Genomic DNA, 23,000 nt, shown 5'->3' on the forward strand with positions numbered 1-23,000 from the left:
TCAAGCCCCGTCTGTCACCGCTTCCTGCGCGTGCATGCGTTTGACTTCCTTCGGCGTCGGCTTGGCCACCCTGGTGACGAAGACGACGAGCGCCAGCGTGAGGAAAATCGCGCCGAGCAGATACGGGGCACCGCCGAAAACCACCGGCGCGCTCGGCCCCGTGAACCAGGAAAAGATCGCCGTATAAAGCAGCGGCGTGATGATCGAGGTGATCGAGAAGACCGAGGTCATCGCGCCCTGGAGTTCGCCCTGGGCGGAAGGTGGCACCTTGGCGGCCGCCAGGCTTCTGAGCGGCGGGTCGGCCAACGCCTCGAGACATCCAACGACGATCACTGCATAGATCATCCAGCCTTGTGACGCGAAGGCGTAGCCGAAGGCGCTGAGTGCGGTAAATGCCAGACCGATTACCGCCGTCTTCCACTCGCCAAGCTTAGGGATCACGCGCGGCAGGACTGTCGCCATGACGATCGCCCCGCACAGGCCGAAAGCGCCGAGCGAGAAGCCGATCTGTTGTTCGCTCCAGCCATAGCGATAACTGGAGACGAACGACCAGACCGCAGGATACATCATGTGCCCCAGCGTCATCAGAAAGAAGACAAGTCCGATCCAGCCGATACCTTCGTAGTTGCGCATCTGGACGAGCGTGCCGACCGGGTTCGCGCGTTTCCACTCGAAGCGGCGACGGTGCTTGTTATCAAGTGTTTCCGGCAACAGAAACAGCGCGATCAGAAAGTTTGCGAAAGCAAGCCCGGCAGCGAAATAGAACGGCACACGCGGCCCGAACGTGCCGAGCAACCCGCCCAGAACCGGCCCTATGACGAAGCCGACGCCGAAAGCAATGCCGAGCAGCCCGAAATTCTTCGCACGATTTTCGTCGGTCGAGATGTCGGCAATGAACGCCGATGTCGTGGAATAACTGGCGCCGGAAATGCCGGCCAGCACGCGGCCGATGAACAGCATCGGATAGGACCAGGCGATAGCGCAGATCAGATTGTCGATAGCGAACGTCAGCACCGAGGCGAGCAGAATTGGCCGCCGCCCGAACCGGTCGCTCAACCCGCCCATCACTGGTGCGAAAACGAACTGCATCGCCGCATAGACGAAGAACAGCCAGCCGCCCTCGATAGCCGCCTCACTGATGCCGACGCCGGTCAATTCCCTGAGATAGGCCGGCAGCACCGGCATGATGATGCCGAAGCCGATGATGTCGAGCAGCAGGGTGGTGAAAACAAGCGCAAGGCCCCGCCTGGCGGTTTTGGGGTCTATCATGATGGTATATCTCCTCGGGCCGCCCGAGCGAACGGGAACACACCTTATAGGCGAGCACATCGCTGGGAACAATGAGGGAACGGGCCGAGTGCTTTCATCCTGACATCCCCTGACTGCGATCCAGTCTCTCGGATTAGCGAGAAAACCGGCGGTTCAGATCGGGTTGTTGAACGTGTCGCAGTCCGAAAGCTTGCCGTTCTGGAAGCCGCGCGCCAGCCAGGTCTGCCGCTGCTGCGACGTTCCGTGGTTGAAGCTTTCCGGCACGATGTAGCCCTGCATCTTCTTCTGCAGCGTGTCGTCGCCGATCTGCTTGGCGGCGTTCAGTGCCTCCGCCATGTCGCCCTGCTCCAAAATGCCCTTCTGGCCGGTGAAATGTGCCCAAATGCCGGCAAAGCAGTCGGCCTGGAGCTCGACCTGCACCGACATGTGGTTGGCGTCCGCTTCGCCCATGCTCTGCCGCATCTGGTTGAATTTGGGCAGGATGCCGACCAGGTTCTGCACGTGATGGCCGACCTCATGCGCAATCACATAGGCCTGTGCGAAATCGCCTGAGGCACCGAACTGCTGATCGAGTTGCTGGAAGAAGGTGGTGTCGAGATAGACCTTGCGATCGTTGGGACAGTAGAATGGTCCGGCCGCTGACGAGGCAGAACCGCAGGCGGAGCGAATCTGGCCGCTGAACAGGACCAGTTTTGGATCTTGATAGGTCAGGCCCTCGGACTGGAAAATACCAGTCCAGGTATCCTCGGTCTCGGCCAGCACGGTCGACACGAACTGCTTCATCTCGTCGGATGCCGGCGCACCGGTGCCGCCGTCTTGCTCGCCGCTATTGTCGGTGATCTGGCCGCCGCCGGGCTGCAAGCCGCTGTTATCGAGGATCTGACTCGGGTCGAAGCCGAAATACCACCCTGCCAGGAAAATCAACCCTACGATGATAATGCCTGACATGCCGCCGCCGCCGGCGCGACCGCCGATCGGGATGCGAAACTGCCCCGGCCCGCCGCCAAGCCCGCCGCTCTGGCCGCGCTCGTCCTCGACATTGTCACTCTGACGACGGCCCTTCCAGAGCATGGCAACCCCGTGATGCAATTTTCCGGCCGATCGGGCCGTGTCCCGGTTCGATCGGACACGACAACAATTATCTCAACGGTTACGCCAAGTCACAGTATTTTTCGTGCGAACAAGCAATGCTTGCTGACGCTTGCCTGCTCTGGCCGAGACATCGCAAGGTCTGTGCCGTTCACCCTGCTCGTGGGAAACGAGTCGCGCGAAGAGATACGCTGGCCGTGCTTTTCAGCGGGCGGCGATTATTGCCTTGCGAAAGGCTTCGAGCGTCTCGGCGCTGACATGATGCTCGATGCCTTCGGCGTCGATGCGCGCCGTCTCGGCACTGACGCCGAGCGAGCGCAGGAAGGCCTCGACCGTCTGGTGGCGAATGCGGCTCTCTTCCGCAACCTTGCGGCCGGCATCGGTCAGGAACACGCCGCGATAAGGCTTCCGGGAGACCAGCCCGTCGGCGCACAGCCGCGTCAGCATTTTCGCCACCGTCGGCTGAGCGACGCCGAGCCGTGCCGCGATATCGACCTGGCGCGCCTCGTTGCCATCCTCGATCAGGTCGGCGATGAGCTCGACATAATCCTCGACCAGCGCGCTGCGGCGCGCTTCACGCGTCTGCCTGAAGCCTTCCGAGTGGATTTCTGCGTCAGGCAGCGGCTTTTCGCGAGGAACCGGTCTTTTCTTCAGCGCCAATACGCGCTCCTCCCGGCAGTTTGAATCGACATTGCGGTCATAACACGGAACCCTATTGGTTCTGGCCGTTTATTTCCATTCGGTGGCCGGCGCAACCGGCGTTCACTGCCGTTCCGGCCGCACGGCCAAGCGACCACAAGAAAAGCTCAGACAATGAAATATAGCATATTGCATAATGTTCAGCCGTGGCATAGATAAGGAGACAACATCGATCGTCCCAGTGGAAAGCCATTTCATGTCGGAAGCCGAAGCCACCTCAGCCCCCCGGTCCATGTGGCGATTTGCCCGCCCGGAGGACGACGAGCAGCCCAGCCTTCGCGAAGTCAACGCAACGATCACGGTGCCGCACTCGGGGATCTGGCTTCGCCGGCTGTTCGCCTTCATGGGGCCGGGCTACATGGTTTCGGTCGGCTATATGGATCCGGGCAATTGGGCGACCGACCTCGCCGGCGGGGCCCAATTCGGCTACACGCTGCTTTTCATCATCATGTTGTCGAACCTGATGGCGATCCTGCTGCAGGCACTCGCCGCCCGGCTCGGCATCGCCACCGGCCGCGACCTTGCGCAGGCGTGCCGCGCCTATTATCCGCGACCGGTCAATTTCATGCTTTGGGTCGCTTGCGAATTGGCCATCATCGCCTGCGACCTGGCCGAGGTCATTGGCACGGCGATCGCCTTGCAACTGCTGTTCGGGATTCCGCTGATCGGCGGCGCCATTATCACCGCGCTCGATGCCTTCCTGCTGCTGCTGCTGATGAACAAGGGCTTCCGTTTCCTCGAGGCCTTCATCATAGCGCTTTTGATTATCATCTTCGGCTGCTTCGCCATTCAGATCTTTGCCGCCGCCCCGCCGGTCGGCTCCATCCTGCACGCGATGTTCGTGCCGTCGTCCGAGATCGTCACCAATCCGGCCATGCTCTACATCGCCATCGGCATCATCGGCGCCACGGTGATGCCGCACAATCTCTATCTGCACTCCTCGATCGTGCAGACCCGGGCCTACGAGCGCACCGATCGCGGCAAGCGCGATGCCATCAAATGGGCGACGACCGACTCGACCATCGCGCTGATACTGGCGTTGTTCGTCAATGCTTCCATCCTGATCGTGTCGGCGGTGGCGTTCCACGGCACCGGTCATCATGACGTTGCCGAGATCGGCCAGGCCTTCGAGCTTCTGTCGCCGCTGCTTGGCCTCGGCATCGCTTCCATCCTGTTTGCCGTAGCGCTGCTCGCCTCCGGCCTGAACTCGACGGTGACGGCGACGCTCGCCGGCCAGATCGTAATGGAAGGGTTCTTGCGGCTGCGCATCCCGCAATGGGCGCGCCGCCTGCTGACGCGCGGCATCGCCATCATTCCGGTGGTGGTGGTCACCGCGCTCTATGGCGAGAAGGGAACCGGCCAGTTGCTGGTCTTCAGCCAGGTAATCCTGTCGATGCAGCTCCCCTTCGCTGTCGTACCGCTGGTGCAGTTCGTCTCGGACAAGCGCAAGATGGGCAATTTCGCCATTTCCCGCGCTGTTGCCGTGCTGGCCTGGGTGGTCGCCGGGCTCATCCTGGTGCTCAACTTTAAGCTGCTCTACGATACGGTCGTCGGTCTGGGCTGAGCGTTTCTCTTCTCCAAGCCGACGCAACCATGTCGGCAGTCATCCGCCCTTCCAACCCTGGAAATTTGCCGGCCGCTGTCGAATAAATGTCCGTTCGCCCGTCCTTGGCTCGAACTCCGGCCATGACGGCACGGATCAGGGAAAGGGAGCTCCAATGAGGAAGATCATCGCCGCAACATTCGTCAGCCTCGACGGCGTCATGCAAGCGCCTGGCGGCCCGCAAGAGGACCCTGTCGGCGGCTTCAAATTCGGCGGCTGGACGTTTCACTACTGGGACGATGTGATGGGCGCCGCGATGGGCGAGACGTTTTCAAAACCGTTCGCGCTGCTTCTCGGCCGCAAGACTTACGACATCTTCGCCGCCCACTGGCCTTATCAGAAGAATGATCCGATCGCCGACATCTTCAACGCCGTCACCAAATATGTGGCGACGCACAGGCCGGATTCGCTGTCCTGGCAAAACAGCCAGCCGCTCGGCAGCGACGTCGTGGCGACATTGCGCCGGATGAAGCAGGAGGACGGCCCCGACCTGCTCATTCAGGGATCGAGCGAGCTGATCCAGACCTTGCTCGCCAATGACCTGATCGACGAGATCAACTTGCTGATCTTCCCGCTGGTGCTGGGCAAGGGCAAAAAACTGTTCGGCAGCGGCACGATACCTGCCGCCTTCAAGCTGACCCGTTCGCAGGCATCGACCACCGGCGTCCTCATGGCGAGCTATGAACGCTCCGGCGAGATCAAGACCGGGTCATTTGCCACGGAGCAGCCGTCCGAAGCCGAGATCGAGCGGCGCAAGAACTGGAAGTAGATGCCGCGGGGCGATCAAGGACGGCTGAACACTGGCCGTCCTTTTTGCTGTTTTTAAGCCGCCTCTCGTCGCCCTGCCAACCCATCGCGGAGGTGGCCCGCGAATGCCAGTGCAGCCGGCGCGACGTCGTGCTTCGGCAAATGCAGATTGATCGAAAAATTCGGCAATGACGGCAGCTCCGGATCGTTGGCCAGAATGTCAAGGTCGACAGGCACGGTCGACGCCAACCAGGTGGTGACGGCCAAGTCCGAACGCACTGTCGCCGTCGTCGCGTCGATGCTGCCGTTTTCGAATACGGTGCGCCATTCCAGCCCATGCTCGTTAAGCGCCTCCAGCACCACCGGGCGGAACGCACAGGTCTCGGCGACCATCGAAACCGGCAAGGGGCGTTTGCCGCGGGCGGCGCCGCCTTTGGCGCCGACCCAGCCACCAGCCGGTCGACAACAAGGCATTCGCCGGCCGACCGACCGATCGGCTCCTCGATCACCGCGAGCTCTATCGTGCCGGTCGCCAAGGCTGCGGCCAACTCTGGCGACGAAGCACAGACAAGCGAGATCTCGACCTGCGGATCGCTTGGAAGAGGTTCTCGGCTGCAGCCTGTTCGAGCGCGACCGGCGTGGATTGCGGCTGACCCGCTCCGGCGAGCGATTATTCGGCAAGGGCAAGCGCCTGCTTTCCCTCAATGACGAGATCCTGGCGGAGATGGCGGGTGATGCAGTTGCCGGTCAGGTGCGGCTTGGCGTGCCGTACGACCTTGTCGGCACCTTGCTTGCGCCGGTGCTGAAGGCCTATGCCGAAGCCTATGGGGCTGGGAGCGGCGGCATCCTTTGCCGCGCTCGCCAACGGGCCGCTGCGGCTCGCCGTGCTGCTCGGCACGGTCTTCGGTCTTGCAGCGGCCCTCTCGCTGGCGGCGTGGTGCGTGGCGGGCACGCTGCTCGCCCGGTTGCTGCGAACCGAGCGGCAGTGGCGCATGCTCAACGCCGTGCTTGGCCTGCTGCTGGCCGCCTCGATCATCCCGATGTGGCGGACAGCGTAAGATCAGTCTTTAGCCATGTCAGGCAGCGTAACGCGCCGCCGGCTTGCCCGCCAGAAGACTGCCGAAGAAGCCTTGCGGACGCGAAGAAAGGCACCCCCCCGGCAATATCGGCAAGACCCGGTGCCGTGAATGCTTCACCTTTTTCCAGGCCAACCAGCACTGCATCGACCAGATCGTCGGCGGTCATGACGATTTCTTGCGGAACGTCGGCGAGGTCGCTTCCGGCAACTTCCCAGAATTCGGCACTGGACGAAATCGCCGCGCTGGATTTTGACGCACCGCCGCCGCGACTTGAACTATCGGCGGCCGGCAGCCAAGCTTTGCTAACAAGCCTTACTCGGCCGGCATCGCCACCGGACGCGCCGCCAGGTGGCCCGCCAGCACGACGCCCAGACCGACGATCGGGAATGCCGCCGCGACCACGCCGAGGTCGGCCGGTGCGCCATAGCGCAGCACCGCGGCGCCGACCACGGCACCCAGTGCCACGCCGAGATAGAGCGCCGAAGCGTTCAGCGACAGCACGATTGGCGCGGCATCGGGCGCCAGCTTGATGATGCGGCTGGCCTGCGCCGGCGGGAATGCCCAGCCGACGATGCCCCACGGCACCATCATGGCCATCAATGCCGGCCCGGCGATCTCGCGCGGCAGGAACATCGGGATCAGCGAAAACGTGACCAGCATCGCGGCACTCAGCGCCAGTGACCAGCAGACGGTGCGCGTCGCGCCGAAACGGTCGGCGGCCTGACCGCCGCCGATATTGCCGATGACCGCGCCAACGCCGAAAGCGAGCAGCATTCCGGGAAGCGCGATCGGGTTCAGTCCGCCGCCTTCGATCGCGAGCGGCGCGACAAAGGCAAAGACGGTGAAGGCGCCGATCAGGGCCAGGATGGTCGTCACCAGGATAGGCATGACGCCGGGGCGAAGTGCCGCTGCCAACCGCATCCGGAGCGGCAGCCTGGTGCCGACGATGCCGCGCGGCAGCCGGTACCACAGGATCGCGCCGGCGAGCGCACCAAGGCCGGCGATGGCAAAGAAGGTGCCGCGCCAGCCGGCAACCGTCGCAACGAGCGCGCCGAGCGGTGCTCCGACCGCGACCGCAACCGTAGTGCCGCCGACGACCACGGCAATGGCGCGGGCGCGGTGATGATCGTCGACAAGCGCAACGGCCGTTCCCTGTGCGGTCGCCGCGAACAAGCCTGACGACAGCGCCATGACGATGCGCGCGATCAACAGCAATTCGAAGGAGGAGCTTAGCGCCGCGGCGACGTTGCCCAACACGAAGAACACCAGCGTCCACAGGATGACGCGGCGCCGGTCCCATTCGCCGGTCAGCGTTGCCAGGATCGGCGTGCCGATCGCATAGGCGAGCGCAAACGCGGTGATCAGCGTGCCGGCGAGCGGAACGGAGATGGCGGCATCCTTTGCAATGTCGGGCAAAAGGCTGGAGATGACGAAACCTTCGGTCGAAATCGTGAACGATCCGAGCGCAAGCCAGATGAGGCGCTTATCCATGGCAATTTCCTTAGTTCAAAGGTTATTGAACAATTGGACATAACAGGGCATGATGTCAATAAAGCCGCTGCAAAATAGCCGAACCATCCTGACAGCCCGGTGTCAGGACGGGGCGACGGGACGAAACTATGTGTCCATTAGCCACGAGAGAAGATGCGTTGAAATCGGCTCCGAATGTGCTTAATTCCTGGGCATGACCTTGCCCCATCCCACCGCCGACCAGATCAGCCTGCCGAACGTGCTTGCCGTGCTCGGCGACCCGACGCGACTGGCCATCGTGCGCTATCTCGCCAGCAAAGAGGGCGTGCCGCTGAATTGCAGCCGGTTCCTCGATCTCTGCTCGAAGACCAATCTGAGCTACCATTTGGCCAAGCTGCGTGAGGCCGGCGTCACCCGCACCGAGGCGGTTGGAACCAGCCGGCTGATCACGCTGCGCCGTGACGATCTCGACCGCCGCTTCCCGGGCCTGCTCGACAGTGTTATTGCCGCGGCCGGCGACGCATCGTTGCCGGCGGTCGGCGGCCACGAGATCGAAGTCCGCGCCTGAACGACCCGAAGCTGGGTTCCGCTCTCGCCCGCCTCGCGAGGCGAGCAAAGTAGCTTCACCCGCCCTCCAGCCATTCCAATTAACGGAGCCTGCCATGCGCATTGCCGTCCTCGCCGACATCCACGGCAATGTCCTGGCGCTCGACGCCGTGCTCGATGATCTGCGGCAGCGCGGCGGCGCCGACCTCATCGTCAATCTCGGCGATTGCGTTTCCGGCCCGCTCTGGCCGCGCGAGACCATGGAGAGGCTCGAGACGCTCGACCTGCCGACGGTGCGCGGCAACCACGACCGCCGCGTTGCCCGCGACACCGCCGACGAGACCATGTGGCCGTCCGACCGCTACGCGCAGGAACGGCTGACCGCAGGCCAGCGCGAGGCGCTGTTCGCGCTGCCCCTCACGCTGGAAGTCGCGCCCGGCATACTCGCCTTCCATGCCCGGCCCGACCACGACGAAAAATACCTGACTGACGCGATCGTCGACGGCCGGCTGGTGCGCGCGCCGCTGGTCGCAATCGAGCGGCGCCTCGGCGCGATCGATCCCGCCTGCCGCATCATGCTTTGCGGCCACAGCCATCGCAGCGAGCTGGTCCGCATTCCCGGCGGTCCGGTCATCTTCAACCCGGGCAGCATCGGCTGCCCGGCCTATCACGATGATACGCCGCCGGCGCATGTCTCCGAGCAGGGCTCGCCGCACGCCCGCTACGGCATCGTCGACTTGCACCCCGACAGTTTCGAAGCCATCGCCGTCGATTATGACCACGAGGCGGCGGCGCGCCAGGCCGAGCAGGCGGGACGGCCCGAATGGGCTCACGCGCTGCGCACCGGCTTCATGCCGGGCTGAGCTTGCTCATGCCTAGCTGAACGGATGACCGCCTTCGAGCGGCAGAAGTCGCGACCGGTCCAATCTTCAGTTGCCAGACGCGGATCGCTTCGATCGCTTGGCAGGACGTCGGGTGCTGGCCGCCGAAGTCTTTGAAGACTTTGGCCGTGACGTCTTGGGCGCCAGTTGCCTCGGGTTGAAAGTCTGTGCTGGAACCGATTCGGAGCCGGCCCGAATGTCGGCGTCGCGCACCTGCTGGCCAAAGTTCAGGCCGGTCAGCTCTTCAATCTCGGCCACCGTCGAAAGGAACTCCGATACCCTGGCAATTTCAAGCGGGTCATCGAATGCCTCGGCACGCTCGCCGAACGCTTCGGGCATCACTTCCAAAACCGGCTTCTGGTCCGCCAGCAGCGCGATGGCGCGCAGGCCAGCTTGATCGGACCACAGCGCGATCTTCCAGAACTTCAGCGGAACATGGCTGTCGAAGCGGTAGGGAGGATCGTCCTCGCCGAACACTGGCCCGGCAAACACCGTGACACGGCCTCGCGTCGTATAGGCGTTGCGCAGCACATAGGTTTCTACCGCGCGCCATCTCAACTTCCCTTTGGAGCCGGGATGGTTAAGCGAGCTTCCTTGATTGAAGAAGCCGACTTGCGGCGCAGCATTGGTATAAAAGAACGTGTCGCGTTCTGCCGCGACCGCCTCCTGATCGACGCCCCATGCGGGGTCGCCGCGAAGTGTAATATGGCCCTTCTGGAACATTCGAGCGATTCGTTCCTTGGATTTTGCGACGGGAAATCCAGGCACATTCTGGCTCGAATAGAATTCCTGGTTCATCTGCTCGCCAAGGTCGATGCGCCGATCCGGCCGGAAAGCATCGCTGGCTTCCGAACCGGAAATCGACTCCACCCCCAATTCGACAAGCGACGGGTTGTCGATGACCGTCTTGTCCTCACGATTGACCGCCTTGGTGCGGGATCCATCGATATTGCAGGCGGTGACGAAGGCAAGCCTGCGATCGGCGTTCATCAAGATCGAAAAATGATGGTAGCGCAATTCGTGTGGGTCCTCTCCCGGTTTGGCAAGAAGGTTTTTGGCCAACCGGTAGGGTGAATTGGTAACCGTCGGCATTGCCAGGACAAAGCCCGGTATGAAGCCGGGCTCATACCCTCCACGATCGTCGAAATCCTCTGTTTTCCAACCCGCGGCCTCGGCGATGGCCACCTTCCCGGGTTCGCTTGCCGGGCCTTTGCCGTCGTTTCGTCTCGCATCGCCTCCGTCGCGGTCGATCAGCGGCGCCCGGACATTTATCTCGACGGGAAAAGTCCAGGTGACCGAGCCATCGGCATTGTGTCTCGTCGCCGGCGGATTGCGATCCGGTTCCGGCCGCTGCACCGGCTTGTCCGGCACATCTTCGCGAATATCGGCGTTCAGCCGAACTGTCTCGTCCATCATGCGCGGCATGCCGGCCCAAATCGCCAGAGCTTGCGAAACCGCCGATGCCGAGGAGCCCGGCAGCTTGGACTTTCTAGCACCCAGATCGTCAACGATGGCGCTGATCCGTATGCCTTCGTTGATCTCACGCGCAAGCGCATAGCCACCTATGCCCGTCACCTCGTGGAACGGGCCGGCCCAATGGTGCAGGGCGATAGGTTCCCATTCATTGTTGAAGACCGGGGAGCCGGACGAACCCTGTTCGGTGTCGGCGACATAGTGCAGCACTTGCACCGTTTCGTCGCGGGCCACCAGCCGGTTTTCACGCAACACCAGTTCCTTGAAGCGGCCATCGGGATGCTGAACGATGTTGGCGATTTCGCCGAGCATATGCTTGTCGCGCGCATCCGACAGCGAGATAAAACCGAACTCCCCCAGTTCCTTTGGACCGGAACGCCGCTCGCCAACTCCGATCAGCGTATAGTCCAGACCCTCTATGCTATCGGTCACGAAACAGGATTCAGGATCGAACAGGAACGTCGTCGGCGTACGCACGGCATTCGCACCGTCCTGCTCATAATCGAACTGGACCTGGAAGCGCCGGGAATCCGCCGGCGACGAAATCACATGGTTGTTTGTGAGGAACAGCCTTGGCCCGACCAGAAAACCCGATCCTTGTGGATTGCCGTTGAGAAAGGCAACGCGGCCAACCGCATCGGCAGCACGGCGCCCACGCTCGAGGAATGCGATCCCGATGAAATCGAGCGTTGGGCCGAGAATTGCCTCCGGCCCTGGCTGCTTGGCGGCGGCCTTTCTTTCCCCGGCAGACCTCATGTCGATCGCTGCCGATATCATCTCCGCTTCGGTGCGGCTGAGCGACGCCTTTACCTGCAACCTGTCGAGGCGCCTGGAGAGGGTCTGTTCGGCGGCCAGCGGATTGCCGTTGGCGATGTGACCAAGTGAAGCCTCAATCTCGGCGCGCGTTTTCTTGATACGCTGGCGAACTATGTTTTCCACCTGCGCAAATATTTCAAGGTCGACCATATTTCCCTCCTCAACCTTACTTGAGAGAGTGCATATTTACATGAAATGTGCAATATTTTGCCGGCTGTTAGTTCACGGAAGTGGCCTGGTCGCGATTCAACACGCGGCACCTTTTCGGGCTTACACAGCGCCGTCTCGTCGCCTATAAAAACCGGCTGGCGTGCGATGGCGCTTTCGTGCCTGGCCGCGCCTTCGGCAATTGAACCTACCGCCATGGCAGATGATTAGGCGCACAGTAACACTCCCGACGACGCTGCTTGCGATGGTTGCCGCTCCGCTGATGCTGGCGGAGTTGCCGGCCAACGGCCAGGAGCCGGAGCCCATTATCTCGATTGTGACGGGTCTTGCTCCGGATGATCTCCTGAACGTGCGCGCCACGGCGTCGGCCATGGGCAAGATCGAGGCGCGGCTGCCGAGCGGTTCGAGCGTGAAAAATCTCGGCTGCGGCGACATCAGCGGTTACAAATGGTGCAAGGTTGAAGACATTGACGACCCCAAACTGAGCGGATGGGCGCCGGCGCGCTACCTCGATCCTATCAATCCCCAGCAAGTGACACCCCAGGCGGCGGCCAATACGGAGAGCCCTGCCTCTCAACCACTGCCCGATCTGACAACGCGCCTCGGCGCAACCGGTCCCGAAACGACGCTGAACTCCGCTGACGCGATCGGCAGGGTGGCTATCGAGGACGCTTACCGCTTGGCCCTGGCCGCTGGAAACCCCTCGACTGGACAGGTTGATGGATCGCCGCCCGTGGCTGCGGACCCCGTCCGGAATTTCGGCGCGGCCAACGCGGCGCCCCCGGCCGACGCACAGACCGTTGCGCGGCTTCAGCCGCCGGGGACACCGGTACCCGGTGCCGGCAACGCCATCCCCTGCGCGCGCTATCTCGGCCAGCCGATGACCAGCTGCAAGGCAGGCGTCGCGCGCACCGGCGACAAGACCGACGTGACCGTGACATGGCCCGATGGCAGCACGCGCATCATCAGCTTCCAGGCCGGCAAGCCGGCCGGCTCGAATGGGCCCGGCGAATTCCGCTTCACCCGCGAGGGCAGCCTCAACATCGTCCGCATCGGCGTTTCCGAACGCTTCGAGATCACGGACCAGTTTGCGCTGGGGGATAGTGGTAAGGGGAATAAGGCAGTAGGGCAGTAGGGCAATATGCTTAAGGGCGCTCGAACCTCTGCCCTACTGCCCTACTGCCCTACCCGCATTTTAGGGGGTTACATCCGGCAAAACTCTTCCCTATAAGGCCCTCCTAGCCTGATACCAGAATCGCGCGCACAACCGGCCGGGTCATCCCGTCCGGCTTTTTGTGCAAGCCGCCCGCCGAACGGACCCTCGACATGCCAAGACGCACCGACATCAAGTCGATCCTGATCATCGGGGCCGGCCCCATCGTCATCGGTCAGGCCTGCGAATTCGACTATTCCGGCACCCAGGCCTGCAAGGCGCTGAAGGAAGAGGGTTTTCGCGTTATCCTGGTCAATTCCAATCCGGCCACCATCATGACCGATCCGGAACTGGCCGACGCCACGTACATCGAGCCGATCACGCCCGAAGTGGTGGCCAAGATCATCGCCAAGGAGCGGCCGGACGCGCTGCTGCCGACCATGGGCGGCCAGACCGCGCTCAACACCGCTTTGTCGCTGCGCCGCATGGGCGTGCTCGACCGCTATCAGGTCGAGATGATCGGCGCCGACGCCACCGCAATCGACAAGGCTGAGGACCGCGCGCTGTTTCGCGAGGCGATGAACAAGATCGGCCTGGAAACGCCGAAGTCGATGCTGGCCAACGCCACCGACGTCAAGAATGCCGACCGCAAGACGCACGAGGCCGAGCGCGCCGCGCTGAAGGCGGAAAAGCCCGAAAATCTCGACGCCGCGCTCGATGCTCTGGAAACGCGCTGGAACCTCGGTGAGGGCGACCGCAAGCAGCGCTATATCAGCCATGCCATGGCGATTGCAGCACAAGCGCTCGACCATGTCGGCCTGCCCGCAATTATCCGCCCCTCCTTCACCATGGGCGGCACCGGCGGCGGCATCGCCTACAACCGCGCCGAATTCTTCGAGATCGTCCAGTCCGGCCTCGACGCCTCGCCGACCACCGAAGTGCTGATCGAGGAGAGCGTGCTCGGCTGGAAGGAGTATGAGATGGAGGTTGTCCGCGACAAAGCCGACAATTGCATCATCATCTGCTCGATCGAGAACATCGACCCGATGGGCGTGCATACCGGCGATTCGATCACCGTCGCCCCAGCGCTCACGCTGACCGACAAGGAATACCAGATGATGCGCAACGCCTCGATCGCGGTGCTGCGCGAGATCGGCGTCGAGACCGGCGGCTCCAACGTCCAGTTCGCCGTCAACCCGGCCGACGGCCGCCTGGTGGTGATCGAGATGAACCCGCGCGTCTCGCGCAGCTCCGCGCTCGCCTCCAAGGCGACCGGTTTTCCGATCGCCAAGATCGCCGCCAAGCTCGCCGTCGGCTACACGCTGGACGAGCTCGAGAACGACATCACAGGCGGAGCAACGCCGGCGTCGTTCGAGCCGAGCATCGACTATGTCGTGACCAAAATCCCGCGCTTTGCCTTCGAGAAATTCCCCGGCGCCGAGCCGGTGCTGACCACATCGATGAAATCGGTCGGCGAGGTCATGGCCATCGGCCGCACCTTCCAGGAATCGCTGCAGAAAGCGCTGCGTGGACTGGAGACCGGCCTGACCGGTCTGGACGAAATCGAGATCCCCGGCATCGGCCACGGGAACGCGCCGGCCAGCCATGTCGATGACCGCAACGCCATCCGCGCCGCCTTGGGCACGCCGACGCCGGACCGGCTGCGCATGGTGGCGCAGGCGATCCGCATGGGCACCTCGCTGGAAGACGTGCACGCAATGTGCAAGATCGACCCGTGGTTCCTCGAGCAGATCGCCGGCATTCTCGAAATGGAGGCGCGCATTCGCGAGCACGGCATCCCCGAGGACGCCGCCAATCTGCGCATGCTGAAGGCGATGGGTTTCTCCGATGCCCGCCTCGCATCCCTGGTCAGGAAGGACGTCGAAGAGATCCAGAAGATTCGCGAAAAACTCGACGTTCATCCGGTTTACAAGCGCATCGACACTTGCGCCGCCGAGTTTGCTTCGCCCACCGCCTACATGTATTCGACCTATGAGGTCCCCTTTGCCGGCGCGCTCGCCAACGAGGCGCAGGTCTCATCGCGGAAAAAGGTCGTCATCCTCGGCGGCGGCCCCAACCGCATCGGCCAGGGCATCGAGTTCGACTACTGCTGCTGCCATGCCGCCTTTGCGCTGCGCGACGCCGGCTTCGAGGCGATCATGATCAACTGCAATCCCGAAACCGTCTCGACCGACTACGACACCTCCGACCGGCTCTATTTCGAGCCGCTGACGCCGGAGGACGTGCTGGAGATCCTGCGCGCCGAGAAGGCGTCCGGCGAGCTGGTCGGCGTCATCGTCCAGTTCGGCGGCCAGACGCCGCTGAAGCTCGCCGATGCGCTGGAAAAGGCCGGCATCCCGATCCTCGGCACCTCGCCCGACATGATCGACCTGGCCGAGGACCGCGACCGTTTCCAGAAGCTATTGCACAAGCTCGGCCTCAGCCAGCCGAAGAACGGCATTGCCTATTCGGTCGAGCAGGCCCGCCTCGTCGCCGGCGAGCTCGGCTTCCCGCTGGTCGTGCGCCCGTCCTATGTGCTCGGCGGCCGCGCCATGCAGATCATCCACGACGAGGGCATGCTGCAATCCTACCTGCTCGACACCGTGCCCGGCCTGGTGCCGGAGGACATCAAGCAGAAATACCCCAACGACAAGACCGGCCAGATCAACACGCTGCTCGGCAAGAACCCGCTGCTGTTCGACACCTATCTCTCGGGCGCCATCGAGGTCGACGTCGATTGCCTGTGCGACGGCAAGTCGACCTACGTCTCCGGCATATTGGAGCATATCGAGGAGGCCGGCATCCATTCGGGCGACTCGGCCTGCTCGCTGCCGGTGCACTCGCTGCCCTCGGAACTCGTCGATGAGCTGGAGCGCCAGACGGCGGCCCTTGCCCGCGCCCTCAATGTCGGCGGGCTGATGAACGTGCAATACGCGATCAAGGACGGCACGGTCTATGTGCTCGAGGTCAACCCGCGCGCGTCGCGCACCGTGCCCTTCGTCGCCAAGACGATCGGGCGTCCGATTGCCAAGATCGCCGCCCGCATCATGGCCGGCGAGAGCCTGGAAGACGCCTTCGCCCATTACGGCGCCATGCCCGACCCGCGCAATCCCGGCCACATCGCCGTCAAGGAAGCGGTGTTCCCGTTCGCCCGCTTCCCCGGCGTCGACATATTGCTCGGCCCGGAAATGCGCTCGACCGGCGAGGTCATGGGCCTCGACCGCGACTTCGCGCTCGCCTTCGCCAAGAGCCAGCTCGGGGCGGGTGTTGATCTCCCCCGCGCGGGCACGCTGTTCGTCTCGGTGCGCGACGAGGACAAGAAAGGCATCCTGCCGGCGGTCAAGCGCCTCGCCGGCCAGGGTTTTAAAGTGCTCGCCACCTCGGGCACGGCACGCTTCCTCGCCGAAAACGGCGTCGCCGCCGAGAAGATAAACAAGGTGCTGGAAGGCCGCCCGCATATCGAGGACGCCATCCGCAACCGCCAGGTCCAGATCGTCTTCAACACGACTGATGGCCAGAAGGCGGTATCGGACTCGAAATCACTGCGCCGCGCGACGCTGATGCAGAAGGTGCCGTATTACACGACGCTGTCGGGTGCGGCTGCGGTGGCCGAGGCGATTGCTGCGCTGAAGGCGGGGAGCCTGGAGGTGCGGCCGCTGCAGGAGTATTTTGCGTAGGCGATTAGCCAATCTCCCTCCTTGTGGGGGAGATGGCCGGCAGGCCAGAGGGGGGCGCTGTCCCGCCAGCGCTGCGGCTCTTTCCAAGAGGAATCTTCACTAGGCATTTCTTCTGATTGGCTTGGAACGACAGCAGCATACAAGCGCCGCTCGAAGAACCTACTAAGCCTCATTTCACCAATTGGGTGGGATTACATTCAAATAGTTCACCTTCAAAAACGCATCTAGATCCCTATCAGTGGTTCTCGCAAGATGAAATATCAATCTGGAAACCTCGGTGACCGCATTCCTGGTTAGGTAGACTTGAGTTCCTTTTACCGGAAGCCAATTGAATCTAGGAATCGGAAACCCATGTGCGAAGCTATGTCGGACCCGTAAAATTTCGTTGAGCCTAACATTTACAAGTTGCCAATTCATTCCCCTCAGGGGCCAACTCCAACTAACTATAGGGTCAAACCCAGTACATCTAACAAAAAGTATTCTCGAGTTTTCGAAATTTGGGGTATTAAACTTGTCGATATTCAATTTCGCGTGGACAATAACAAGATTCCTTAAGGTCAGTACTTCAGCGTTCAACGGATCGCCAACTCTGCCTAAGGCCTCAGGTATTATTTGATTTAGATATGCATCCCATGCAGCCACTCGCGCAGCAATCTCCACATGGTAGAAAACCTGTCTTTCAAAATTCGACTTGTTCGCCAATAGCGTGGGATCAGTCAATGCGTAAGCGCTCCGCATTTGATCCTCGAAGAGAGTCAAAGCCCGCGACATTTGGAACCTCAGAGTCGCGAAATAAACTCGGACAGCGCCTTTCGATATCGATCCAACGGCTCGAAACGCGGCGCTGGGCTTACCCTCGTAAAGAGTAACTCGATTGTTTATGAAAGTATGTATCTTAGGGATATTTATTTGATCAGTATTTGCCCTTGCGGCGAAACTTATCCTTGCATATGCAGCGGTTTTTTCGTCGCCAATTCCGTACAATAAGGCAAAAACGTTCTCAATAGCACGACGACTGCTGTCATCAGCAGTAAAAGGCACTACGAGCTTTTCACTTGCGACCAAAGCCATTTGTGTATAGATGGAGAACGATGGATTACAATCGATGATAAAGAACGTCTCTTTTCTATCGTACTCCGCCCTAATCTGCAGGATAAGATCGCGAATCCAATTTATTACTTTTTTCCAAGCGTCCAAAGGAATTGTAAGCTGGGCCGCCTGCCGCATAGCTTCCGAGAAAACCTCCAAAATGTAGTCCCCAGCGATTAATCTCACATTTGGTGGAATGTTTTTGTTGTAATGAGTCGGGACTATTACATAGTCGTTAAAATTGGTATTGTTAAGAAACGGAGAATTTAGGCGAGCCTCTATGTAACCTCCTATCGTCTTTCTTGGATACGATGAAAGTAGACTAGAATAATTCTTTGATAATTCGTCAGAACCAAGTACTATTTCTGAAGAGTTTGCTTGTGGGCACAGATCTATTATAAATATATCGGTATTTGGATGATTGTTTGCATACTCGCAAGCCGCGACGAAAGAAAGATAGCTTTTTCCAACTCCGCCTTTGTTGTTCCAAAATGCATAGGCAGTCATAGTTCCCCCACATTACGTTCGCTTCGTCAAAAATATTTTGTCGCCTTGGAAATCTAGGTTCTTCGTATGACGCCGGTGGCGACAAGCTTCGATTCGATCATGGCGTCACGTTAGCCTGCGCCTATAGACGGACGTTAGCTCAAAAAAGACTCGAGCATAAGAGCCGCGCACGGGGACTTCCACTAGCAGATGAAAATGTCGTCCTGTCTTAAATAGCAACAGCTTCCGCCTACCGCAGCTGTGCATGTCAGTTCGCCTCACTTCCAGCTCAATATCCATCAGGTTTTGCAATATCTCGCACTTACCGGTGGCGCGCGGCTTCTGACGGATTCCCGGTACGCAAAGCCAAGTCCCGCACTCCAGAAAGGCCACTCCCTCACGCCACGGCCACACACTCGATCTCGATGTCAAACTCCATCGGCCATGACGCCACCAGCACAAAGCTTCGCGCCGGCGGGTTGACGCTGAAATACTTCGAATAGACCCGGTTGATAGCGTTGTAGAAGCCGGAATTGACAGCGTAGATGCGCACCATCACCACGTTGTCGAGCTAGGTGCCCGCCGCTTCAAGGCAGTGTTTCAGCGCCTTCAGCGACGCCTCGGTCTGCGTTTCGATGTCGCCGCGCACCATCTCACCGGTTACCATGTCCACCGGCGGCGTTGCCGAGATGAACACGACGACGCTCAGCCTAGCCGAGAAACCCAATAAACCGTCCGGCAAAGAGCACAGCCGTCCACAGCACCAGCGAAAGTACAGCGAGCACGGTCGCGGCCCCACCAGCCGGCTCATCACTGCCTTTTACGCGGCGCATGAAGACCAGGAAGTTGACGCCGGCGAGCAGGATGAGTCCCATCTTGGCGAGAAAAATCGGCATCGCCGCATACTCGCTCGCCCTGACTGAAAAGAGCAGCGAGCCCGTGACCAGCGCGCCGCCGAACGCGGCCAATGCGGTACGGCGCAGCAGCGCCACGAACGGCGCCTGCGGCAGCAAGCGGAAGGCGCCCAGGATCCTGAGATCCATGAGCCCGACGCTGGTCAGCAGCGCGCCGATCGACATGATGTGAAGCGCATTGACGATTGGGTAGGCGACGAAGGAGGCCTTCAGCCCCCGCACCAAGGCGAGTTGCTCGATGCCGGCGAAAAACCCATCCATTCAGGCCGGCGGCACGCGGTCGGGATAGACATCATAGGTCTTGCCGCCGACGATGACGCGGACTGCCTTCATGCGTTTTTCGCTCTCGTCGCGCGAGCGGTTGCCGATCGCGGTCACCTCGTCGCCGATCTTGGCGACCTCCTCGGTGAAGCCGGCGGCGATCGTGCGGGACGGCGTCGCCATCTCCACCCGCCAGGCCTCTCCCTCGGCATCGACGTCCAGCGTGGCGTGCGGATTGCCGATATAGATGGCCGTGATCTTGCCCCGGAGTTCGAAAAACCCGTCCTGCGTCCACGACCAGCCGTGATGGGCATAAGCCGCACTGACGGCGGCAAGGATTACCGCCGCTGCCAGCGTGACGCTCCGGTTGAAAGGCGACAGCATCGCTCGTCTCCTCGGTTCGGCATTAGAGGGTAGGTCAGCGCGCCGCAGCGTCAAATCACATCGGGACAAGAGCCCGGCACCGGCAGGATTTCCCGATACGCCGACAGGGAATGCCAAGGTCAGTGGCAGCAATCATACTGCAGCTGCTCGTCCCAGTCCGGCCGGCCCTCCGGCGCGAAATCCATCAGGTTCCACAAGATCTCGCAGGTACCGATGGCGCGCGGGTCCTGGCCGGGTTCCGGCAGCGTGAAACCCAGCTCGGAGCTCCAGAAATGCCTGATACCGTCGGCATCGCGGTGGAACACCGACAGGACGGGGAGTTGAGCGCCGGATTCGTCCTCGGCGTGGTAGTCGCGCTTGAAGCTGTTGCCGGCCGAGGACACCAGCCGCATGTTCACCCAGCCGCGGTCGCGGCCAAGCGTCAGCAGGTTTTCCAGCGCCGTCTTGCCCACCACGGCGAAATTGAAACCGGCCGCCTCGAGATGGCCGATGGCGCCGTCGAATTGGTCTAGCAGCGCCGTGCAGGACGGGCATGGCTGGTCCGGCCGAGCGAGCTTCGCCGTGCCGCCGCTGGTCGCGACGTCACGCGTTTCCTGCGGATGGCGCGGGAACATCATCGAGTAGACGATCAGCGTGTCCTTGCCAGGCGAGAACAGCTCCGACAATTTTATGCGCGCAGGCTTGCCGTCCTGCCCCAGTCCGTCAAACACATAATCCTGCGGCACCAGCCCGCCCTTGGGCAACGCGCGGCGGGCGACGGCCACATCCTCCATCGCGCGGCGCAGCTCGATCTCCTTCTGCAAAAGGGTTTCGCGGGCGGTGCGGTATTCCTGGGATTCGTTGGGAAAGCTGATCATCGTCATCTCCATCTCTTAGGATTTTGACGACGCGCGCCAAGGTTCCGGCAACGCGCCTTGCCTCTCAAGGACGCATGGCGAAGGGCGGTTCCGACATTTTTTGCGGCGGGCGGCAGAAGTCCCCCTCACCCGGATTGCCAACCGAATTGCGAAGGGCAATTCGGGGCAATCCGACCTCTCCCCGAGGGGAGAGGAGGTCGTCGGCGTTGATGCCAGCCTCTTCTCCCCGGCGGGGAGAAGGTGGCCGCGAAGCGGCCGGATGAGGGGGACCCCCATATGCGATTGCCAATCGCCCGACGCTACTGCGCCGGCACCGGGCAGCTGACCTCGCCTTCCGGGCAATTGAGATAGTTCTCGAAATCCCTCACCCGGTCGTTGGTGAGAGCCGTCTGGCAATCGTAGACGACCATCGGATACATGCTGCCGGCGCCCTCGCGCGGGCCGCCCTGGAAAGCGCATTCGGCGTCGCGGAAAGCAACCCAGTTGCGTTGAGCATCGACCAGCAGCTTCTTGGTCTCCGCATCGCCCTTCAGCCGCCCTTCGATCTGCTTGTAGGCATCGTTGAGCTTCTTGTCGGCCTTGTCGAACGCATTCCCTGCGCATTCGTTCAAGGTGCCCTGGTCCTGCGCATTGGCGCAATCGTCGGCCCGCGCCACGCCCGCGAACAGCGGAACGGCGAGGATCAAGGTGGCGAGGCCGGTTCTGGAAAGCAAACGCCGCATGTTTCTCCGGTTTCGTCAAAACCCCCGCGCGAATCGCAACGTCGCAGCTTGACGCCCGGACCGGCAAGACGCGACCTGCCGCCTTGGTGGCCATTTCCTTTCCGGATCCTGCGCTCGGTCCCTGCCCTCCACCATGGCTCCGGGCGTTCGTCGGCTTGTCGACCGCGCCTCACCCCGCCCAGTCGACTTCGAACATCCCCAGCCGTTCGTAGAGCCGGACGGCGGCGGCGTTCTCGACCGTGTTGGTCTTGAGATCGACATGCTCGGCGCCCCGCGCGCGAAACACCGCAAACGCGTGCCGCATCAGCGCCTCGGCGATGCCCTTGCCGCGCGCCTCCGGGTGGACGGCAAGATCCTTGACGAAAGCCCGCGTCCAGCAGAGCGCCGCGCCCGCCAGCCGGCCCTTGCCGTCGATGACCAGGAAACACAAAGCTGGGTCGAATTCCGCGTCGGCCGAAATGCGCGGCCACCATTCGTCGAACGGCCCGTCGGCGCCGTCGTCGAACACCGCGGTCAACAGCGTATGCAAAGCGAGTGCATCGGCGGCTTCGAAGCCGCGCATGAAAAAACCTTCGGGCCAGCGCGGCGCCAGAAGCGTGTCGTCGAGGATCTTGCGCAGGCGGATGTCGTTTGGCGCCGGCGGGCGCGGCTCAGGCATCGGGCTGCATGCGGCGGCGCAGGCTATCGCTGCCGAGGCCGGTTTCGCCCAGCATCCCCTTGCGCTTGGCGTCGTAATAATAGCCGCTCTGGTAGAGCCGGTCGGCGCGCTTGGGGTTGCCGCCTGAGACCAGCCAGGCGCCGCGCAGATATTTCACCGCATATTTCAAATTGGTCTCGGCATCGAACAGGCCGCTTGCCGGCCCGTCATAGCCCATGCCGCGCGCCGTCGCGTGCTTGATCTGCATCAGCCCCCAATGGCCGTGATTGTAGGCTTTCGGGTTGAAGGTGCTCTCGCGGTTGACGACATGGCGCACCAGATCGACCGGCACCTGGTAAAGCGCGGAATATTTCTCGATCAGCCGCTCGATCTCGCTGCGGCCGCCGGCGTTCGACTGCCCCTCGGTGGGGTCGGTCGCGGCCAGAACGGCCGGGTTCTGCGGCACCGTGTAGGAAACCGGCTGAACGCCGGGCATGGCCGCGGTCTGTTGGGTGACCGGCATGGCGACGGCTGGCGTCGCGGTAACAGGCTGGGCATTGGCGGTCATGACGGCAGGGGTGGTTGCCGCCAGCGGCGTCGGCCCGGCAAAGGCGGCGGCCGGCTCGATCGGCAGCGCCGCCGTCTGGACCACGCCGGACGGCTCCGGCAGCACCGAAACCGTGTCGGGCAGCGCCAACGTAAAGCCGGCATCGGTATTGGCCGCATTTTCGGTGAAGGCCGGCGTCGGGGTCACCGGCGAAGTCGAGGTGCAACCGCTGAGAGCGGCCACGGCCAACACCGCCGCAAGGACGGGAAAGAGGAATTTTGCTGGCAAGCGGCGCTCGGGTCCGGTTCGTCGGGTGTTAAGAAGTCCTTACACCAGCATCTTTCCTCGGGCAATCCGCGGTAGCCGGCGGTTTTCGGGTGGCGAGCCGGGCCGGGAAATGCGATATTGTTCTGGATTTGTACTTCGAAGGATT

19 protein-coding genes and 3 pseudogenes are annotated in these 23,000 nt (G+C 62.0%); 7 read left to right on the plus strand and 15 right to left on the minus strand.

Going from position 1 to position 23,000, the window contains the following annotated elements:
* The 3 genes from NKI17_RS18860 to mntR form a co-directional block, all read right to left on the minus strand.
* A complete protein-coding gene (locus tag NKI17_RS18860) occupies nucleotides 1-1,269 on the minus strand; it encodes a TCR/Tet family MFS transporter (protein ID WP_352906529.1) in 1,269 nt (422 codons plus the stop codon).
* Between the two features lie 153 nt (nucleotides 1,270-1,422).
* The gene (gene ypfJ, locus NKI17_RS18865; RefSeq protein WP_352906531.1) at nucleotides 1,423-2,340 is read right to left on the minus strand and encodes a KPN_02809 family neutral zinc metallopeptidase; all 918 of its coding nucleotides are present in this window, start codon (nucleotides 2,338-2,340) and stop codon (nucleotides 1,423-1,425) included.
* A gap of 222 nt (nucleotides 2,341-2,562) precedes the next feature.
* Nucleotides 2,563-3,018: a manganese-binding transcriptional regulator MntR gene (gene mntR, locus NKI17_RS18870; protein WP_023678308.1), complete on the minus strand. Its 456-nt coding sequence runs from the start codon at nucleotides 3,016-3,018 to the stop codon at nucleotides 2,563-2,565.
* A 235-nt stretch (nucleotides 3,019-3,253) separates the two neighbouring features.
* On the opposite strand from mntR, the gene NKI17_RS18875 reads away from it, so the two are divergent.
* Together NKI17_RS18875 and NKI17_RS18880 are read left to right on the plus strand one after the other, a co-directional pair.
* Nucleotides 3,254-4,621 carry an Nramp family divalent metal transporter gene (locus NKI17_RS18875; protein ID WP_352683793.1) on the plus strand — a complete coding sequence of 456 codons (1,368 nt, stop codon included), beginning with the start codon at nucleotides 3,254-3,256 and terminating at the stop codon, nucleotides 4,619-4,621.
* 154 nt (nucleotides 4,622-4,775) lie between these two features.
* Entirely contained in the window at nucleotides 4,776-5,429 is a 654-nt protein-coding gene (locus tag NKI17_RS18880) for a dihydrofolate reductase family protein (protein WP_352697653.1), read from the plus strand.
* 53 nt (nucleotides 5,430-5,482) lie between these two features.
* Here NKI17_RS18880 and NKI17_RS18885 read toward each other — a convergent pair.
* Nucleotides 5,483-5,997 (minus strand): annotated as a pseudogene (locus NKI17_RS18885) (LysR substrate-binding domain-containing protein); the annotation flags it as partial.
* Nucleotides 5,998-6,231: 234 nt separating this feature from the next.
* On the opposite strand from NKI17_RS18885, the pseudogene NKI17_RS18895 reads away from it, so the two are divergent.
* A pseudogene (locus NKI17_RS18895) lies at nucleotides 6,232-6,465 on the plus strand (LysE family translocator); the annotation flags it as partial.
* Here the strand turns inward: NKI17_RS18895 and NKI17_RS18900 are convergent.
* Nucleotides 6,440-6,652, minus strand: a complete 213-nt coding sequence (locus NKI17_RS18900) for a hypothetical protein (RefSeq protein ID WP_352906533.1) — start codon at nucleotides 6,650-6,652, stop codon at nucleotides 6,440-6,442. The pseudogene NKI17_RS18895 and the gene NKI17_RS18900 overlap by 26 nt on opposite strands.
* Nucleotides 6,653-6,798: 146 nt before the next feature.
* Nucleotides 6,799-7,977, minus strand: a complete 1,179-nt coding sequence (locus tag NKI17_RS18905; RefSeq protein ID WP_352457527.1) for an MFS transporter — start codon at nucleotides 7,975-7,977, stop codon at nucleotides 6,799-6,801.
* Nucleotides 7,978-8,170: 193 nt separating this feature from the next.
* Here NKI17_RS18905 and NKI17_RS18910 point away from each other — a divergent pair, with 193 nt between their 5' ends.
* Complete coding sequence (locus NKI17_RS18910) at nucleotides 8,171-8,524, plus strand: ArsR/SmtB family transcription factor (RefSeq protein ID WP_352457526.1); 354 nt, start codon at nucleotides 8,171-8,173, stop codon at nucleotides 8,522-8,524.
* Between the two features lie 94 nt (nucleotides 8,525-8,618).
* Nucleotides 8,619-9,365, plus strand: coding sequence for a metallophosphoesterase family protein (locus tag NKI17_RS18915; RefSeq protein ID WP_352577729.1), 747 nt, complete (start codon nucleotides 8,619-8,621; stop codon nucleotides 9,363-9,365).
* Nucleotides 9,366-9,431: 66 nt separating this feature from the next.
* Here the strand turns inward: NKI17_RS18915 and NKI17_RS18920 are convergent, their stop codons facing one another.
* A complete protein-coding gene (locus NKI17_RS18920) occupies nucleotides 9,432-11,822 on the minus strand; it encodes a DNA/RNA non-specific endonuclease (RefSeq protein WP_352906536.1) in 2,391 nt (796 codons plus the stop codon).
* Nucleotides 11,823-12,084: 262 nt separating this feature from the next.
* Here NKI17_RS18920 and NKI17_RS18925 point away from each other — a divergent pair, with 262 nt between their 5' ends.
* Both NKI17_RS18925 and carB read left to right on the plus strand, forming a co-directional pair.
* The gene (locus NKI17_RS18925) at nucleotides 12,085-12,975 is read left to right on the plus strand and encodes an SH3 domain-containing protein (RefSeq protein WP_352757104.1); all 891 of its coding nucleotides are present in this window, start codon (nucleotides 12,085-12,087) and stop codon (nucleotides 12,973-12,975) included.
* 191 nt (nucleotides 12,976-13,166) lie between these two features.
* Nucleotides 13,167-16,670, plus strand: coding sequence for a carbamoyl-phosphate synthase large subunit (gene carB / locus NKI17_RS18930; RefSeq protein WP_352906538.1), 3,504 nt, complete (start codon nucleotides 13,167-13,169; stop codon nucleotides 16,668-16,670).
* Nucleotides 16,671-16,844: 174 nt separating this feature from the next.
* Here the strand turns inward: carB and NKI17_RS18935 are convergent, their stop codons facing one another.
* From NKI17_RS18935 to NKI17_RS18970, 8 genes and pseudogenes are all read right to left on the minus strand, one after another.
* Nucleotides 16,845-18,266, minus strand: coding sequence for a ParA family protein (locus NKI17_RS18935; protein WP_352906540.1), 1,422 nt, complete (start codon nucleotides 18,264-18,266; stop codon nucleotides 16,845-16,847).
* Nucleotides 18,267-18,642: 376 nt separating this feature from the next.
* A pseudogene (locus NKI17_RS18940) lies at nucleotides 18,643-18,942 on the minus strand (Rid family hydrolase); the annotation flags it as partial.
* A 13-nt stretch (nucleotides 18,943-18,955) separates the two neighbouring features.
* Nucleotides 18,956-19,420, minus strand: coding sequence for a hypothetical protein (locus tag NKI17_RS18945; protein ID WP_352906542.1), 465 nt, complete (start codon nucleotides 19,418-19,420; stop codon nucleotides 18,956-18,958).
* Nucleotides 19,421-19,804: a DUF6152 family protein gene (locus tag NKI17_RS18950; protein WP_352906544.1), complete on the minus strand. Its 384-nt coding sequence runs from the start codon at nucleotides 19,802-19,804 to the stop codon at nucleotides 19,421-19,423.
* Nucleotides 19,805-19,923: 119 nt separating this feature from the next.
* Complete coding sequence (locus NKI17_RS18955; protein WP_023678325.1) at nucleotides 19,924-20,661, minus strand: DUF899 family protein; 738 nt, start codon at nucleotides 20,659-20,661, stop codon at nucleotides 19,924-19,926.
* 299 nt (nucleotides 20,662-20,960) lie between these two features.
* Nucleotides 20,961-21,383, minus strand: a complete 423-nt coding sequence (locus NKI17_RS18960; RefSeq protein WP_031212113.1) for a lysozyme inhibitor LprI family protein — start codon at nucleotides 21,381-21,383, stop codon at nucleotides 20,961-20,963.
* Between the two features lie 169 nt (nucleotides 21,384-21,552).
* Nucleotides 21,553-22,041 (minus strand): GNAT family N-acetyltransferase, encoded by a 489-nt coding sequence (locus NKI17_RS18965; protein ID WP_023678327.1) that lies wholly within the window; start codon nucleotides 22,039-22,041, stop codon nucleotides 21,553-21,555.
* Complete coding sequence (locus tag NKI17_RS18970) at nucleotides 22,034-22,855, minus strand: lytic transglycosylase domain-containing protein (RefSeq protein WP_023678328.1); 822 nt, start codon at nucleotides 22,853-22,855, stop codon at nucleotides 22,034-22,036. Before NKI17_RS18970 ends, NKI17_RS18965 begins: the two co-directional genes overlap by 8 nt.
* Between the last annotated feature and the right edge of the window lie 145 nt (nucleotides 22,856-23,000).

This window comes from Mesorhizobium sp. M0816, assembly GCF_040320005.1.
GTDB lineage: Bacteria > Pseudomonadota > Alphaproteobacteria > Rhizobiales > Rhizobiaceae > Mesorhizobium.